This window comes from Variovorax sp. P4_B11 (assembly GCF_056402355.1).
The window spans coordinates 12,164-26,344 of the sequence record NZ_JBFUHO010000053.1; the positions used below are offsets into that span (position 1 = coordinate 12,164).

15 protein-coding genes are annotated in these 14,181 nt (G+C 64.7%); 12 read left to right on the forward strand and 3 right to left on the reverse strand.

Annotated features, from left to right (window positions below; all coding sequences use genetic code 11):
• Positions 1 to 11: 11 nt before the first annotated feature.
• Positions 12 to 977 carry a LysR family transcriptional regulator gene (locus AC1DYD_RS31755; protein ID WP_478176720.1) on the reverse strand — a complete coding sequence of 322 codons (966 nt, stop codon included), beginning with the start codon at positions 975 to 977 and terminating at the stop codon, positions 12 to 14.
• 78 nt (positions 978 to 1,055) lie between these two features.
• Here AC1DYD_RS31755 and AC1DYD_RS31760 point away from each other — a divergent pair, with 78 nt between their 5' ends.
• The 3 genes from AC1DYD_RS31760 to AC1DYD_RS31770 are packed head-to-tail and all read left to right on the forward strand — an operon-like array spanning position 1,056 to position 3,046.
• Positions 1,056 to 1,694: a DsbA family protein gene (locus AC1DYD_RS31760; RefSeq protein ID WP_478176721.1), complete on the forward strand. Its 639-nt coding sequence runs from the start codon at positions 1,056 to 1,058 to the stop codon at positions 1,692 to 1,694.
• A 49-nt stretch (positions 1,695 to 1,743) separates the two neighbouring features.
• On the forward strand, positions 1,744 to 2,643 hold the full coding sequence (locus AC1DYD_RS31765) for an MBL fold metallo-hydrolase (protein WP_478176722.1): 900 nt from the start codon (positions 1,744 to 1,746) through the stop codon (positions 2,641 to 2,643).
• 4 nt (positions 2,644 to 2,647) lie between these two features.
• Positions 2,648 to 3,046, forward strand: a complete 399-nt coding sequence (locus AC1DYD_RS31770; RefSeq protein ID WP_478176723.1) for a nuclear transport factor 2 family protein — start codon at positions 2,648 to 2,650, stop codon at positions 3,044 to 3,046.
• 59 nt (positions 3,047 to 3,105) lie between these two features.
• Here the strand turns inward: AC1DYD_RS31770 and AC1DYD_RS31775 are convergent, their stop codons facing one another.
• On the reverse strand, positions 3,106 to 4,020 hold the full coding sequence (locus AC1DYD_RS31775; protein ID WP_478176751.1) for a LysR family transcriptional regulator: 915 nt from the start codon (positions 4,018 to 4,020) through the stop codon (positions 3,106 to 3,108).
• 132 nt (positions 4,021 to 4,152) lie between these two features.
• Between AC1DYD_RS31775 and AC1DYD_RS31780 the strand changes: the two genes are divergently transcribed.
• The 9 genes from AC1DYD_RS31780 to AC1DYD_RS31820 all read left to right on the forward strand — a co-directional run bounded on the left by AC1DYD_RS31780 (position 4,153) and on the right by AC1DYD_RS31820 (position 12,821).
• Entirely contained in the window at positions 4,153 to 4,536 is a 384-nt protein-coding gene (locus tag AC1DYD_RS31780; protein WP_478176724.1) for a DoxX family protein, read from the forward strand.
• Between the two features lie 20 nt (positions 4,537 to 4,556).
• Complete coding sequence (locus tag AC1DYD_RS31785; RefSeq protein ID WP_478176725.1) at positions 4,557 to 5,411, forward strand: pirin family protein; 855 nt, start codon at positions 4,557 to 4,559, stop codon at positions 5,409 to 5,411.
• Positions 5,412 to 5,593: 182 nt separating this feature from the next.
• Positions 5,594 to 6,238, forward strand: coding sequence for an NADPH-dependent F420 reductase (locus AC1DYD_RS31790; protein WP_478176726.1), 645 nt, complete (start codon positions 5,594 to 5,596; stop codon positions 6,236 to 6,238).
• A gap of 383 nt (positions 6,239 to 6,621) precedes the next feature.
• Positions 6,622 to 6,756: a hypothetical protein gene (locus AC1DYD_RS31795; protein WP_478176727.1), complete on the forward strand. Its 135-nt coding sequence runs from the start codon at positions 6,622 to 6,624 to the stop codon at positions 6,754 to 6,756.
• Position 6,757: 1 nt separating this feature from the next.
• Entirely contained in the window at positions 6,758 to 7,537 is a 780-nt protein-coding gene (locus AC1DYD_RS31800; RefSeq protein ID WP_478176728.1) for an SDR family oxidoreductase, read from the forward strand.
• Positions 7,538 to 7,561: 24 nt separating this feature from the next.
• Positions 7,562 to 9,007 (forward strand): aldehyde dehydrogenase family protein, encoded by a 1,446-nt coding sequence (locus AC1DYD_RS31805; protein ID WP_478176729.1) that lies wholly within the window; start codon positions 7,562 to 7,564, stop codon positions 9,005 to 9,007.
• Positions 9,008 to 9,010: 3 nt separating this feature from the next.
• A complete protein-coding gene (locus AC1DYD_RS31810; protein ID WP_478176730.1) occupies positions 9,011 to 9,826 on the forward strand; it encodes a shikimate dehydrogenase family protein in 816 nt (271 codons plus the stop codon).
• Complete coding sequence (locus AC1DYD_RS31815) at positions 9,823 to 11,220, forward strand: FAD-binding oxidoreductase (protein ID WP_478176731.1); 1,398 nt, start codon at positions 9,823 to 9,825, stop codon at positions 11,218 to 11,220. Before AC1DYD_RS31810 ends, AC1DYD_RS31815 begins: the two co-directional genes overlap by 4 nt.
• A gap of 2 nt (positions 11,221 to 11,222) precedes the next feature.
• Positions 11,223 to 12,821, forward strand: a complete 1,599-nt coding sequence (locus tag AC1DYD_RS31820; RefSeq protein ID WP_478176752.1) for a GMC family oxidoreductase — start codon at positions 11,223 to 11,225, stop codon at positions 12,819 to 12,821.
• Between the two features lie 139 nt (positions 12,822 to 12,960).
• Here AC1DYD_RS31820 and AC1DYD_RS31825 read toward each other — a convergent pair whose 3' ends face one another.
• Positions 12,961 to 14,064 (reverse strand): LacI family DNA-binding transcriptional regulator, encoded by a 1,104-nt coding sequence (locus tag AC1DYD_RS31825; protein WP_478176732.1) that lies wholly within the window; start codon positions 14,062 to 14,064, stop codon positions 12,961 to 12,963.
• Positions 14,065 to 14,181: the final 117 nt, after the last annotated feature.

Genomic DNA, 14,181 nt, shown 5'->3' on the forward strand with positions numbered 1-14,181 from the left:
GAGGTCTTGGATCACCGAGGCGACTGCGCCGTTGACGTGGATTTCTGCCGTTGCTGCTCCCTGTCCGCTAACAAGTCGACAAATGCGCGGACTTTCGCTGGACGAAAGCGAGCGGCCGGAAAGACCGCGTGAATCCCACCGGACGGCAGGCCCCATTGCGGCAGGACCTGGATCAGGCGCCCGGCGGCGAGTTCGTCTGCAATCGCATAGTCCGGCAGCACCGAGAGCCCCGCGCCCTGGCACACGGCTTCGCGCACGGCGAGCGTCGCGTCGAGAAAGATTGAGGCCTGCACATTGACAACCTGGCGTTCGATCTCGTTGCGCGAGAAGTTCCACCGAAGGTGGTCATGCAAGGCGGTGTTGGCGACAAAGGGCAGATCCGCGATCTCGTCAGGCTCGCGGAGCCGCGCAACCTGGGAAGCCATGGAGGAGGGCGCGACAAGCAACTGTCGGAAGTTGCCGATCTTGCGCGCCTGCTGACTGGTCTCGGCCAGCCATCCGACGCGGATCGCCAGTTCGATGTTGCCGGCCATGATGTCCAGCGTCTGATCGCTCAGGATCGCATCGACCTTGCAGGCTTGGTATTGCTTTGTGAAGGCGGCGATGGCCGGCACAACCACGCCGACGCCATAGTCGAAGGGCGCGGTGAGCCGAAGCATGCCGGACGGCGCCGCCGATGTCTCGGCCAGTTCTTCGAACGCATGTTCGGCCTCGCGCAGGATCAGGGCGCAGCGCAGGTAGAACGCCTGTCCCGCTTCGGTGGGCTGGACCTTGCGCGTGGTGCGAACTAGCAGTGAGGTCTGGAACTCATGCTCCAACCGGGCAACCTGCTGACTGACGACCGCCTTCGTGATACCCAGGCGCTCGGCTGCTGCAGTGAAGGAGCCTGTTTCCACCACGGCCACGAAGTAGGTCAGTCGCCGCAGGTTGCCGATTCCTCCCAGGTTGCTCTCGTCTTGATTGTGTGCTTTCAGCATACATTGTGTTTAGCACGTGTGTATTTAAGAATCAATAGATCGAGCCTACTATTCCTGCACGCAACCCAAATATCTGCCATGAACAAGACTCTTCACTACCTGTTCGACCCGCTGTGCGGCTGGTGCTACGGGGCGACTCCGGCTGTATCGGACTTGCTTGAATCGTCAGGCATCGTCGTCAGCCTGCAGCCGACCGGCCTGTTTTCGGGCGAGGGCGCGCGAGCGATGGACGATGCCTTCGCGAACTTTGCCTGGTCCAACGACCAGCGCATCGAACGCCTGACGGGGCAGAGATTCACCGAGCGCTATCGGAATCGGGTTCTCGGTGATCGCCAGCAGCTCTTTGACAGCGGTCCTGCCACGGTGGCGCTGACCGCCGTGTCTTTGACCGACCCGGCCCGAGAACTCGACAGCCTCAAGGCCATCCAGCATGCACGCTATGTGGATGGCAGCGACGTGACGGCGTTGGCAACGCTGGCCACTCTGCTGAAGGGGCTCGGTCTCGCGCAGGCCGCTGCGAGGGTCGCGCAACCCGATGCAGATCTGCTGGCTGCCAACGCAGCCCGTATCGATCAAGCGAAGGCGTTGATGCGGGAATTCAGCGCTCGTGGTGTGCCCACCCTGATCGCCGAAGCCGGTGCCAAGCGCTGGATGGTGAATCCCGGCGTCGCCTATTCCAACCCGGGTGCACTCATCAGTCAGTTGGAAGCGGCCTGAGCCCTATTTACGCCGCAAACCCCTTGTAACCATGTAGAAGGCACAAGCCATGACAACACGCAGAGAACTGATTAAAACCGTAGCCGCCGCGGGTGTCGCGACGGCCATCCTAGGAGTGAAGAGCGCTATGGCTGCAAATACCGTATTGACCTGGAAGCATTTTCCCGCCGGCGAGAATGGATTCTTCCGTGCCCCGGTGCTGGTTTCCGGCGCACGCGATGCCGTGCTGATCGATGGGGGCTTTACCCTCTCGGACGGCAAGGCGCTCGCCGAGGCCATCAAGAGCAGTGGCAAGAACCTGACCACCATCTACATCAGCCAGAGCGACCCTGACTACTATTTCAGCCTGGCGCCCATCAAGGCGGCGTTTCCCGCGGTGAAGGTGATCGCCGCGGCGGCCACGATTGCGGCCATCAAGGGCAACGTGGACAAAAAGCTCGCGACCTGGGGTCCGCAACTCAAGGAAAACGGCCCGCAGACCCTGGCGGACATCGTGATGCCCGAAGTTTTCGACGGCCGGAGCCTCACCCTGGAAGGCCAGGCCATCGAGATCGTCGAAGCCGAGGGCCTTGCCAATCGCCGCTATGTCTGGGTGCCTTCGCTCAACGCCATCTTCGGCGGCGTGCTGTTGTTCTCGGGCGTTCACGTCTGGACCGCGGACACGCAAGGCGCCGAAGCGCGCGCCGCGTGGATCAAGAACCTCGACGCCATGGCGGCGCGCAAGCCCGCCGTCGTGGTCCCCGGCCACATGACGCCCATCGCGGCGACCGATGCATCGGCTATCCAATACACGCGCGACTACCTCGTGGCCTTCGAGGAAGAGCTTGCCAAGGCCAGCGACAGCGCCACCCTCATCGCGGCCATGACCAAGCGCTATCCGAATGCCGGCATGGCGATTGCGTTGCAGATCGGCGCCAAGGTGGCCAAGGGCGAGATGAAATGGGGTTGAGTCCATGACCTCCCATCTCGACGTCATTCGCGCGACCTACGAAGGTCCGTCCGAGGAGAACGGCAAGCATCTGCTGGCCGCCCTGGCCCCGGACGCGACGTGGACCGAGGCAGCCGGGTTCCCGTACGCCGGCACCTACACCGGCCCCGAAGAAATCTTCGCCAAGGTGTTTCGGAGACTGGCGACCGAGTGGGTGGGATACCAGGCGGTGGTGCACACCTACCTGGCCGACGGCGACCACGTCGCGGCCTTCGGGGTGTACTCCGGCACCTATGCGAAAACCGGTAAATCCATGCGCGCTACCTTCGCCCATCTCTATCGGCTCAAGGACGGCAAGATCGTCAGCATGGAGCAGTATGTCGACAGCGCGATGGTGCAGCAGGCGTTGACGGCCACGAAATAGCTTTCGCAGGTGGGAGAACTTCAATCGGCCTCTCGGAGTGGTCGGAGATGGGCTTTGCGTCACGCGCCATGCGGCGCTGCCTCCGCTACATTGAGCTTTTCGACCACCAGATCAATGAATGCCGACACGGCCAGCGGCAGATGCCGTCGGCTCGGGTAGAGCACGTTGAGGCCATAACCCCTGCATCGGTACTGCGCAAGCACAGGCACGAGCCGACCCGCCTGAAGGTCGAACCCGGCAATCGTATGCGGCAGCAGTGCGATCCCGAGCCCGGCCACCGTCGCCTTGCGCAGCGCCTGCGCGGTGTTGGCGCTGAAGCGGGTGGCGACCTGTATTTCCTCTTCGACCCCGTCCGGCCCGGTCAGTCGCCATGTTGCGTGCCCGCTGGGATCGGCGAAGCTCACGCAGTCGTGCTCGACAAGGTCCTGCAACGTTTCGGGCAAGCCGCGGGCGGCAACGTAGGCGGGGCTGGCCACCAGCATGTCGTTGCCGGCGCGCAGCACCTGCCGGCCGACGTAGCCTGAGTCGCGAAGCTGCCCGCCGCGGAATGCCACGTCGATCCGCTCGGCGATCAAGTCGGCCTTCGCATCGCTGAGCACGAAGTCCAGCCGAACGCGCGGATGTGCAGTCAGGAAACCCGTCACCCATTCCATCGGGAAGAAATCGAAGAAGTCGGCGGGTGCGGCGACGCGCACCAGGCCAGTGGGCTCGTCGCTGCCGGTCGCTATTTCCTGGCCTGCGTCGATCAAGCCGTCCACCGCACTCGCGCAGCGCTCGTGGAATGCAGCGCCCGCACTGGTGAGCGTGAGTTTGCGGGTCGAGCGCTGCAGCAGACGCGTGCCGAGTTGCCCCTCCAGCGCCTGGATGCGCCGGCTGACCGTGTTGGGCGGTATGCCGAGACGTCGCGCAGACGCCGCAAAGCTGCCGCTGCGTGCGACCTGCACAAACAGCGCGATGTCGTTCAAATCCACCATGAAGCCGAGATTACTTAAAAAAATGGACGAGTTCAACTCAATTGCATTGTCTAGTCAGGCAATGACGCCGGTCCTACGCTTCATCCATCGGCCACGGAGGCCATCCACTTCTCGGCAAAAGGACATCGCTTCATGACCACTTCAACGCCACGTTCCCTGACCCAACGCCGAATGGTCTGGGGCATTCGCATTCTTCTCGCTCTGGCCTTCGGTGCGGCCGGCGCAAGCAAGCTGGCGGGCGTGCCCCAGATGGTGCAGTTTTTTGATGCCGTCGGCTTCGGGCAAGGGTTCCGCTATCTGACGGGTGCCGTCGAGATCATGGGGGCTCTCCTTGTCCTCGTGCCCGCCACAGGCTTCCTCGGCGGCCTGCTGCTGGCCGCCACCATGGTCGGAGGTGTGGCGACGCATCTGCTGCTGATTGGCGGCAATCCCTTCCCGGCCATGGTGCTGGGCCTGCTCTCCGCCTTCGTGGCCTGGCGACTGCGCCCGGCTTCCTCTTCACCCGTGGCCCGTTGAAGCCATCAGGAGCAAGTGCAATGACTCTCGCAACCCGCACCCAAGCGCGCGCCATCGTCCACCGTACCCGCGGCAGCGCGCACGGGCCCATCACGCGGCTGATGAGCCCCGGCGACCTCGGCATGTTCCTGAAGCCATTCGTGTTTCTGGACCTCGTGCGCTCCACGGCGTTGACGGGACAGAAATTCGGCATGCACCCGCACTCGGGCATCGCGACGCTGACCTTTCTGCGTGAAGGGGACGTGAACTATGAAGACACGACCGGCAAGAAAGGCGTGCTGCCAGCGGGCGGTGTGGAGTGGATGCGCGCAGGCAACGGCGTATGGCACACCGGCGCACCGGTCGAGGGCTCGCCCATGCTGGGCTTCCAGCTCTGGGTGGCCCTGCCGGCTTCGGAGGAAAACGCGCCTGCGGAAAGCCTCTACCTGGCGCCATCCGAGATCTCCGAGGAAGGCCCGGCGCGCGTGTTGCTCGGACACTATGGCGCGGCGAGAAGCCCGATTCCAGCGCCTGCGGACATGAACTACCTCGCAGTCCGCCTGAAAGACGGCGAGCGTTGGAACTATGCGACGCCCGCCGGCCACACGGTGGCCTGGTTGGCAGTGGACACGGGCCGGCTCGATGCGGGCGGCCCTGCCACGGCCGGCGAACTCGTCGTCTTCGAGGAGTCGGGCCAGGCCATCGATGTCGTGGCCTACGGCGACACGTCCTTCGTGCTGGGCTCGGCGGTGAAGCATCCGCACGATCTGGTCATGGGTCACTACTCGGTGCACACGAGCAAGGCAACCCTCGCGCAAGGGGAAGCCGAAATTCGGCGCATCGGCGCCCGTCTGAGAGGCACTGCCGGGCTGCAAGGCGCTCGCGAAAAAGCCTGAGGCCCCATCCAGGCCGCTTGGCCGACTACCAAGCGCAGTCATGCCTGCGCGTCTGGCAGCTTCCGTGCGCCAACCACAGCTTCGACTTGTGAGAGTCGACATGCGGAGCTGTCAGCCTTCGGGGCGCTGGCAGTTCGATCCTTCAAGCCCCTTGGCATTACTGGACTCAACAGGAATACATCATGAGCATCGGCATTATTGGTTCTGGCGCCCTCGGCGCCAACGTGGCGCGCGCGCTCGCGAAGAAGGGGATCGCGGCCACGCTTTCGAACAGCCGCGGACCGGATTCGCTGGCAGCGCTGGTTCAGGAGCTTGGCCCTTCGATCAAGGCGGGCACGACTTCCGAGGCGGCGAGTGCCGATGTCGTGGTTGCCGCGCTGCGTTGGGTCGATGCCGAGAAAGTCTTGAGCGGCTTGCCTGCGTGGAAGGGGCGCATCGTCATCGATGGCACCAACCCGGTCGAGTTCCTCGATCCGAATTCGCCGGACGCCAAAGACCCGAGCAATCCGCTTGCAGCCTACGGCATCAAGGCCGTCGACTTGGGTGGGAAGCATTCAAGCGAGGTGTTCAAAGAGTTCGTCCCGGGCGCACGTGTCGTCAAGGCGTTCAACCACCTCGATGTCAAGGTCCTTTCGGAGCCGGAAGTGGCGGGTGGCAAGCGCGTGCTCTTCTATTCGGGCGATGACGCTGCCGCGAAGGCTGAAGTCCGCAAGATCCTCGAGGACATTGGTTTCGCGCCGGTCGATCTCGGACCGATCGATGTCGGTGGACCGCTTGCATCGCTGCCGTTCGGCTCGCTGGCCGCGCAGGAATTCATCAGGATCTGAAGCGGCCCTCAACGCAGCGGCGGCAGGAACTTCGGTTCTGGCCGCCAGGCGGCGTCGCGACACCGCACCGGACACCGCGCCCCCATCGCACCCCAAGCCGGACCATGAACCCAGAAGCGCAGGCGGGTCGCGCGTTCGTGAACACGCGCGCGGCGAGAAGCAACTCGACTGGACCTTTCCGGCATGGTTTGGCCGGCTGAGCGCCGGCTTTGCCATGCGCGCTTCGCATTGCGAGGTGGCGCGGGCGGCGCTCCTTTGTCCTGGGGAAGACCCCTAGGCACAAACGCCGGAGCCGCTTGTTTTATGAAGCGCTTCAAGTTAGTATTTAGGCCTATTTTCCGTGGTCGACACATGTTTCTCCGTTTTAAAATGAAGCGCTTCAAGTGATTGCACCTACGGAGGCATCGGATGCCCTGGCCATCGCATTCGGCTTCCTCGCCGTGACCCTTTGGATCAGCTGGCTGATCCGCCACTCGCGCTTCGGCTTCTATCTGCGGCGCGCCTACCTGGAGCATTGACATGGATGCACTGCAAGAGCTTGAACACCGCGGTCGCGTCGTGCTCGTCACCGGCGCCGCGGGCGGCATCGGCGCGGCCATTGCCGAGCGCTATGCCGCCGACGGCGCGGCGGTCGGGCTCGTGGACTTCGATTCGACGGCGGGTCAGGCGTTGGCGAAAAGGCTTGGGGCTGCAGGCCACCACGTCTGCTTCGTCCAAGCCGACGTGGCGAGCTTCGTTGAATGCGACGCCGCATGCAGCGCCATCGAAAAAATGCTCGGCCCCGTCGACACGCTGGTCAACAACGCCGGCATTTCGCCGAAGCACGCGGGCATGCCGGCGCCCATCTGGCGGATGGAACCGGCCGAATGGCACCGCGTGATTGACGTCAACCTGCACAGCGTCTTCAACTTCGTGCGGCGGCTTGCACCCGGCATGGTCGATCGCAGGTTCGGGCGCATCCTGTCGATGTCTTCAGTGGCGGGCAAGGCCTACCTGGACATCGTGGCCGCGCACTACAGCACCACCAAGGCGGCGGTGATCGGCATGACCCGCCATCTCGCGGGCGAACTGGGCCCGCACGGGATCACGGTCAATGCGCTGGCCCCCGGCCGTATCGATACGCCGATGGTGGCCGGTGCGCCGCGCGAGGCCAACGAAGCCGTGGTTGGCTTCACGCCGCTGCGGCGGCTCGGCAAGCCCACCGAAGTGGCGGACGCCTGCCTGTTCCTGAGCTCGCCGAGGTCGGACTTCATCACCGGCCAGGTGATCGATGTCGCTGGCGGCTGGCTGATGACCTGACACATGAATCACATTGGAACCACGATGACTGCAGAACTCAAGTCGAACTACATTGCCGGCGAATGGCTCTCCGGTGCGGACGTGAACCGCAACATCAATCCGTCGGACACCGGCGACCTCGTCGGCGAGTACGCGCGCGCCGACGAGGCGCAGGTGCTTCAGGCGATCGATGCGGCGTTCGAGGCCCGGCTCCCGTGGCAACGCAAGACGGCCGAAGAACGCTCCGACGCACTCGACCGCATCGGAACCGAGATCCTCGCGCGCCGCGATGAGCTGGGCCGGTTGCTCTCGCGCGAGGAGGGCAAGACGCTGGCCGAGGGCATCGGCGAAGCCACGCGAGCGGGCCGCGTGTTCAAGTTCTTTGCCGGCGAGGCCTTGCGCCTGGGCGGCGAAAAGCTCGCGTCGATCCGCGCTGGCGTGGAGGTGGACGTGGTGCGAGAAGCCGAAGGCGTCATCGGCATCATCACCCCCTGGAACTTCCCGATTGCGATTCCCTCATGGAAGATCGCGCCCGCGCTGGCCTATGGCAACACGGTCGTCTTCAAGCCCGCGGACCTGGTTCCGGGCAGTGCCTGGGCGTTGTCGGAGATCATCGTGCGTGCGGGTGCGCTGCCGGCCGGCGTCTTCAACCTGGTGATGGGCGCCGGCTCCAAGGTTGGCAATGCGATGGTGAATTCGCCCAAGGTGCGCGCGATGACCTTCACGGGATCGACGTCCACGGGGCGGCAGATCGGCCTCCGGTGCATGGAGCGTGGCGCCAAGGTCCAGTTGGAAATGGGGGGCAAGAACCCGCTCGTGATCCTCGACGATGCGGACCTGGCGCAGGCGGTCTCGGTGGCGGTGAATGGCTCGTTCTTCTCCACCGGCCAGCGCTGCACCGGCTCCAGCCGGCTCATCGTGCAGGACGGCATCCATGACCGCTTCGTCGCCGCCACGATCGAGCGCATGGCCGAGCTGCGCACCGACCATGCACTGAAGAGCGGCACCGACATCGGCCCAGTGGCCTCGAAGGACCAGCTCGACCAGGACTGCTTCTACATAGCCAATGCGAAGGAAGAGGGCGGCCGCCTGGTCGCAGGTGGCGAACTCCTCGAGCGTGAGCACCCCGGCTTCTACCTGTCTCCCGCGCTGATCGTCGACACCCACAACGCGATGCGCGTGAACCGCGAAGAGGTGTTCGGTCCGATTGCCAGTGTGATCCGGGTCGCAAGCTACGACGAGGCACTGGTGGTCGCCAACGACACCGAGTTTGGCCTGTCGTCGGGCATCTGCACGACCTCCCTCAAGCATGCCAGCGACTTCAAGCGCAATTCGACCGCCGGCATGGTGATGGTGAACGTACCGACAGCCGGCGTGGACTACCACGCGCCTTTCGGCGGCCGCAAGGGCTCGAGCTACGGATCGCGGGAGCAGGGCGCCTATGCGCGCGAGTTCTACACCGCCGTCAAGACCACCTATACGCAGGCTTGAAAAATGATCGAAATCACTGGACACACGCGGATCTTCGGCATCCTGGCCGATCCAATTCATCACGTGAAGACGCCTCAGGGCATCAACCGCCTGCTCGAGGCGCGCAGGTTCGACGGCGTCATGGTACCGATCCACGTCGGCGCCGAGGGCCTTGGCGCCATGGTCGACGGGTTGCGCCGGATGAACAACCTGGGCGGCTTCGTCGTGACCGTGCCGCACAAGACCGCCATGTCCGCGCTTTGCGACGAACTGACGCCTGCCGCGCAGCGGATCGGCGCGGTCAACGTGGTGCGCCGATCCGCCGCCGGCCGCCTGGTCGGCGGCATGCTCGACGGAGAAGGCTTTGTCGCGGGGCTGCGCAGCGAGGGCATCGAGCCCGCGGGCCTTACCACCTATCTTGCCGGCGCGGGCGGTGCCGCGAGCGCGATCGCCTATGCGCTCGCGCAGGCCGGCGTCTCGCGCCTCACGGTTGCAAACCGTACGCCTGCCAAGGCCGAGGAGCTCATCGCCCGCCTAAAGGAGGATTTTCCCGGCTTGGCGATGGAACTGGGAACCGAGGACCCGTCGCAGCACGACTTGGTGGTCAACGGCACTTCGCTTGGCCTTCGAGAGGGTGATGTGCTGCCGCTGAATACCGGCCGGCTCTTGGCCGATCAGATCGTGGCCGAGATCGTCATGCAGCCCGCCGAGACGCCGCTGCTGCGGGCGGCACGCGCGAAAGGCTGCCGCGTGCAGTTCGGTGCGCCGATGCTCGCGAGCCAGGTTGCGCTGATGGCCGCGTTCATGGGCGTGCCCGCGCAAGAGGCGACCGGAACATGACCGACGCGCAATTCCTGGAGGCGCTCCGCGCCATCGTCGGCGAACGCGGTGTGGTGGCGGACCCGGCCGATCTCGAGAACTACAACGTGGACTGGCGCCATGTGTTCAAGGGCCGGGCTCGCTGCGCCGTCCTGCCGCGAGCCACCGACGAGGTTGCGGCCGTGGTGCGCCTTTGCGCGAGCGAGGGCATCGCGGTCGTGCCTCACGGCGGCAACACCGGCCTCTCCGGCGGCGCGACGCCCGACGGCAGCGGCCGGCAGGTGGTGCTGTCGCTCGCGCGCATGCGTGCAATCCGCGACGTCGACGTCCTCGGCGAAACGATGGAGGTCGAAGCGGGCTGCATCCTCCAGGCCGCGCAGGAAGCCGCGGAGGCCGCCGGCCTGATGCTGCCTATCAGCCTGGCCGCGGAAGGCTCCGCGCAGATCGGCGGCGTGCTCTCGACCAACGCCGGCGGTACGAACGTGCTGCGCCATGGCATGTCTCGGGCACGCGTGCTCGGCCTGGAGGTCGTGACCGCCAATGGCGAAGTCGTGAACGGGCTGCGCCGCCTGCGCAAGGACAACGCCGGCTACGACTGGAAGCAGTGGTTCATCGGCACCGAAGGCACGCTCGGCATCATCACCGCGGCGGTGCTGCAGCTTGCGCCGCTGTCCGGCCACCGCGTCACGGCGCTGCTGGCCGTGCCCGGCGCCGACGCCGCATTGAAGGTGCTTCGCGCGGCGCGGCAGCAGATCGGCGAGACGCTGAACGCGTTCGAGCTGATGTCCGGCGCCGCACTGGAACTGGTCGAGCGTCACCAAAGCCTCAAGACGCCGCTGGCGCCCTCCGAATGGTTCGTGCTGCTGGAAGCGAGCTCGTGCCTTCCCGGCCTGCGCGATGCGGTGGAAGCGCTTCTTTCAATGGTTCTCGAAGACGGCGATGCGACGGACGGCGTCATCGCCGAATCGCAGCGGCAGGAAGGCGAGCTCTGGCTGCTGCGCGAATCCATCACCGAGGCCGAGTCGCGCGAAGGGCGCTCGCTCAAGCACGACGTGTCTGTGCCCATTTCCGGAATTCCCGCATTCCTGCGCGAGGCCGATGCAGCGGTCGCGCTCGCGTTTCCCGGGTCGCGCGTCAATGCGTTCGGGCATGCCGGCGACGGCAACATCCACTACAACGTCGTCGTGCCGCCATTTTGTGACGGCCCGGCGTTGAATGCGCTCGTCCACGACCTGGTCGTGAAACACCAGGGCAGCATCTCCGCCGAACACGGCATCGGGCAGTACCGCGTGAGCGAACTCGAACGGTGCCGCTCGGCTCCGGAACTGAGGCTGGCGCGCCGCGTCAAGGCGGCGCTCGACCCGGCCGGGACGATGAATCCCGGCAAGGTCATTTCTTGGACGGAGACACAGTGAACATGGAACCCTACGACTACATCATCGTCGGCGGTGGCACCGCCGGCTGCATCCTGGCGAACCGGCTGACCGCCTCCGGACAGCACCGGGTTCTGATGCTCGAGGCCGGGGGCGAACCCGCGAGCATGTGGATCAACATTCCGGCAGGCTTCAGCAAGCTGCTGACCAATACGCAGTACAACTGGCGTTTCAAGACCGAGGCGGAAGAGAACACCAACCAGCGGGTGATCGCGGTACCGCGCGGCAAGGGCCTGGGCGGCTCGACGCTCATCAATGGCATGGTGTACGTGCGCGGGCAGTCCGGGGATTACGACGCCTGGCGCGACGCCGGTGCGTGCGGCTGGGCATGGAAAGACGTCGAGCCTTACTTCCGCAAGCTCGAGAACTACGACAAGGGCGGACCCACGCGCGGACACGAAGGGCCAATGAAGCTCGCGCAGGTGCGCGAACGTTTTCCGATCTCGGACGCCTTCATCCGGGCGGCCCGGGAGGACGGCCTTTCCTTCAACGAAGACTACAACGCCGGGCGCCAGGAAGGCGTCGGCTACTACCAGGTGACGCAAAGCGGCGGGCGGCGCTGGAGCGTGTACGACGGCTATTTGCGGCCCGCGCTCAGGCGCCAGAACCTCGCCATCGTGACCCATGCGCATGTGGTGCGCCTCGAGATCAGCGGCCAGCGCTGCACCGGCGTCACCTACCGCCGGAACGGCGTGGAGAGCACGGTCAATGCCCTTGCGGAAGTCGTTCTTGCCGCCGGTGCGATCCAGTCTCCCCAGTTGCTCGAACTCTCGGGCGTCGGCCGGGCAGAACTGCTCCAGTCACATGGCATTGCGGTGCGCCACGACCTGCGCGGGGTCGGGGAGAATTACATCGATCACTTCTGCACCCGGATGAACTGGCGCGTGAAAGACGCCGTCACGCTGAACGAGATGTCGCGGAGCTGGCGCCTTGGTCTGGCCGTGTCGGAATATTACGCGCGGCGGACCGGCATTCTCACGCTGGGCACCGGCTTGGTGAACGCCTTCGTGAAGACCAAGCCCGAGATGCCGACAGCCGACGCGCAGTATTTCTTCATGCACGCGAGCTATGCGAATGCCGCCGAGCGCGTGCTCGACAAGTTGCCCGGCATGACGATCGGCGTGACGCAGTTGCGGCCCGAATCGGTCGGCACCATCCACATCAAATCGCGGGACCCCTCCGCGGGGCCGTCGATCCGGCCGAATTTTCTGTCGAGCCCCGTCGATCGGGAATGCATGGTGCGCAGCATGCAGATCGCGCGGCGCATCGTCGAACGGCCGGCGCTGCGGCGCCACGTGGTCGAGGAAATGAGTCCGGGAATCGAGGTTCGCTCCGACGCGGACTGGCTCGCCTTCGCACGCCAGAACGGCCAGACGATCTATCATCCGATCGGCACCTGCCGCATGGGAGAGGACGATGCGGCCGTTGTCGATCTTCGCTTGAGAGTACGGGGCATGAGCGGTCTGCGCATCGTCGACGCCTCCGTGATGCCCTGCATGGTGTCGGGCAACATCCAGGCGGCCGTCATGATGGTGGCGGAGAAGGCGGCCGACCTGATCCTGGAGGATGCTTCCCGCCGGTAGTGCGAACGAGCGCGCCGTCCTGTTTCGAACAGTGTGTGCACCTCGATGAATTCATCGACCCTGCCGCCATGGTGGCCGCCACGGACGCCAGCGGCCGCATGGCTTCGATGACCCTTGTCGATGTTTCCGATCGACGAGGTCAGACCCAGTCGGAGTCGATTCTCGCTGGCATCAACCGGTTCTTGATGGCACCGGTCGCAATCGATGCCGGCGTGGTCATGGAAGGTGCCTGACCCAGACTTTCACGGATGATGACTTCATGGCCTAGCGCGGGGACTTCGCCGAGGTCGCGGTTTTCAATAAGACCGACCAGGCGTCGTGCACAAAGCGTCCCCATCTGCGCTGTCGGAATATGCACGGTAGTGAGAGGCGGAACGGTAAGACTGGCGAGCACGATGTCGTCATAGCCCGTGATGGACATTTGGTCAGGTACCACGATTCCATGCATCCGGCACTCGTGCAGCGCACCGATGGCCAAGGTATCGGTGTTGCACATGATCGCTGTCGGACGTTGCTCCATCGCAAGAATTCGATGCATGGCGAGCTTGCCACCCTCCACGGACAAAGGCTGCTCGATGATCCAGTCTTCGCGCAGCTTGAGGCCGTGCTCGGCCATGGCGTCGGAGGTTCCGCTCACTCGCTGGCGTGCGCGTTCGTTGTGCGCCCGGGAACCACAAACGACTGCAATGTCTTTGTGTCCCCTGGCGAGCACTGCGAGTGTGAGGTCGTACGCAGCCTGATGGTTCGAAAATCCGACAGAGTGGCCGTAGGGCGCCTGGTCTAGCGACCACGACAAGACCAACGGAAGCTTTCGATGACGCACCAGGTCGAACACCTGTTGATCATGCTCGACGCCCACCAGGATGAGGCCATCCACGCCCCGCTCAACGATGGAGCGCACCACCTCGTATTCGCGCTCCTCGACGTATTCGTGGCTTGCGACGACCAACTGGTAGCCAAAGCCCCATAGCGTCTGCTGAAGGGCGTGAATCGAGTCGGCGAACGCCGGGTTGTGCAAAGTGGGATAAACCGCACCTACCGAAAATGTTCGGCGCGAGGCGAGTGCGCGAGCCGCACCGTTGCGCACATAGCCGAGCTGCTCCACCGCCTGCATGACACGCTGGAGGGTCTTCGGCTTGACGAGGCCGGGATCTGACAAGGCGCGAGATGCACTCCCCAGCGAGACGTCCGCGAGTCGTGCGACGTCCTCCAGAGTCGGTCTGCCAGTGGGCGATTGAGGCATGGATGAAAGTCTTGGAAGGCGAAGTCGTAGGTGCCGGCCGTGCTGTCGTGAACAAGGCTCAGATGAAGCGCTTCATGATACGGGAAATAGCGGCTTCCTGAGCGAGCGCTGACCGGC

Excerpts from the sequence above, each read along its gene's own strand:
- AC1DYD_RS31760 (WP_478176721.1), top strand. The coding sequence starts at position 1,056 with ATGAACAAGACTCTTCACTACCTGTTCGACCCGCTGTGCGGCTGGTGC.
- AC1DYD_RS31770 (WP_478176723.1), top strand. The coding sequence starts at position 2,648 with ATGACCTCCCATCTCGACGTCATTCGCGCGACCTACGAAGGTCCGTCC.
- AC1DYD_RS31780 (WP_478176724.1), top strand. The coding sequence starts at position 4,153 with ATGACCACTTCAACGCCACGTTCCCTGACCCAACGCCGAATGGTCTGG.
- AC1DYD_RS31775 (WP_478176751.1), bottom strand. The coding sequence starts at position 4,020 with ATGGTGGATTTGAACGACATCGCGCTGTTTGTGCAGGTCGCACGCAGC.
- AC1DYD_RS31785 (WP_478176725.1), top strand. The coding sequence starts at position 4,557 with ATGACTCTCGCAACCCGCACCCAAGCGCGCGCCATCGTCCACCGTACC.
- AC1DYD_RS31810 (WP_478176730.1), top strand. The coding sequence starts at position 9,011 with ATGATCGAAATCACTGGACACACGCGGATCTTCGGCATCCTGGCCGAT.
- AC1DYD_RS31805 (WP_478176729.1), top strand. The coding sequence starts at position 7,562 with ATGACTGCAGAACTCAAGTCGAACTACATTGCCGGCGAATGGCTCTCC.
- AC1DYD_RS31815 (WP_478176731.1), top strand. The coding sequence starts at position 9,823 with ATGACCGACGCGCAATTCCTGGAGGCGCTCCGCGCCATCGTCGGCGAA.
- AC1DYD_RS31825 (WP_478176732.1), bottom strand. The coding sequence starts at position 14,064 with ATGCCTCAATCGCCCACTGGCAGACCGACTCTGGAGGACGTCGCACGA.
- AC1DYD_RS31755 (WP_478176720.1), bottom strand. The coding sequence starts at position 977 with ATGCTGAAAGCACACAATCAAGACGAGAGCAACCTGGGAGGAATCGGC.
- AC1DYD_RS31790 (WP_478176726.1), top strand. The coding sequence starts at position 5,594 with ATGAGCATCGGCATTATTGGTTCTGGCGCCCTCGGCGCCAACGTGGCG.
- AC1DYD_RS31820 (WP_478176752.1), top strand. The coding sequence starts at position 11,223 with ATGGAACCCTACGACTACATCATCGTCGGCGGTGGCACCGCCGGCTGC.
- AC1DYD_RS31765 (WP_478176722.1), top strand. The coding sequence starts at position 1,744 with ATGACAACACGCAGAGAACTGATTAAAACCGTAGCCGCCGCGGGTGTC.
- AC1DYD_RS31800 (WP_478176728.1), top strand. The coding sequence starts at position 6,758 with ATGGATGCACTGCAAGAGCTTGAACACCGCGGTCGCGTCGTGCTCGTC.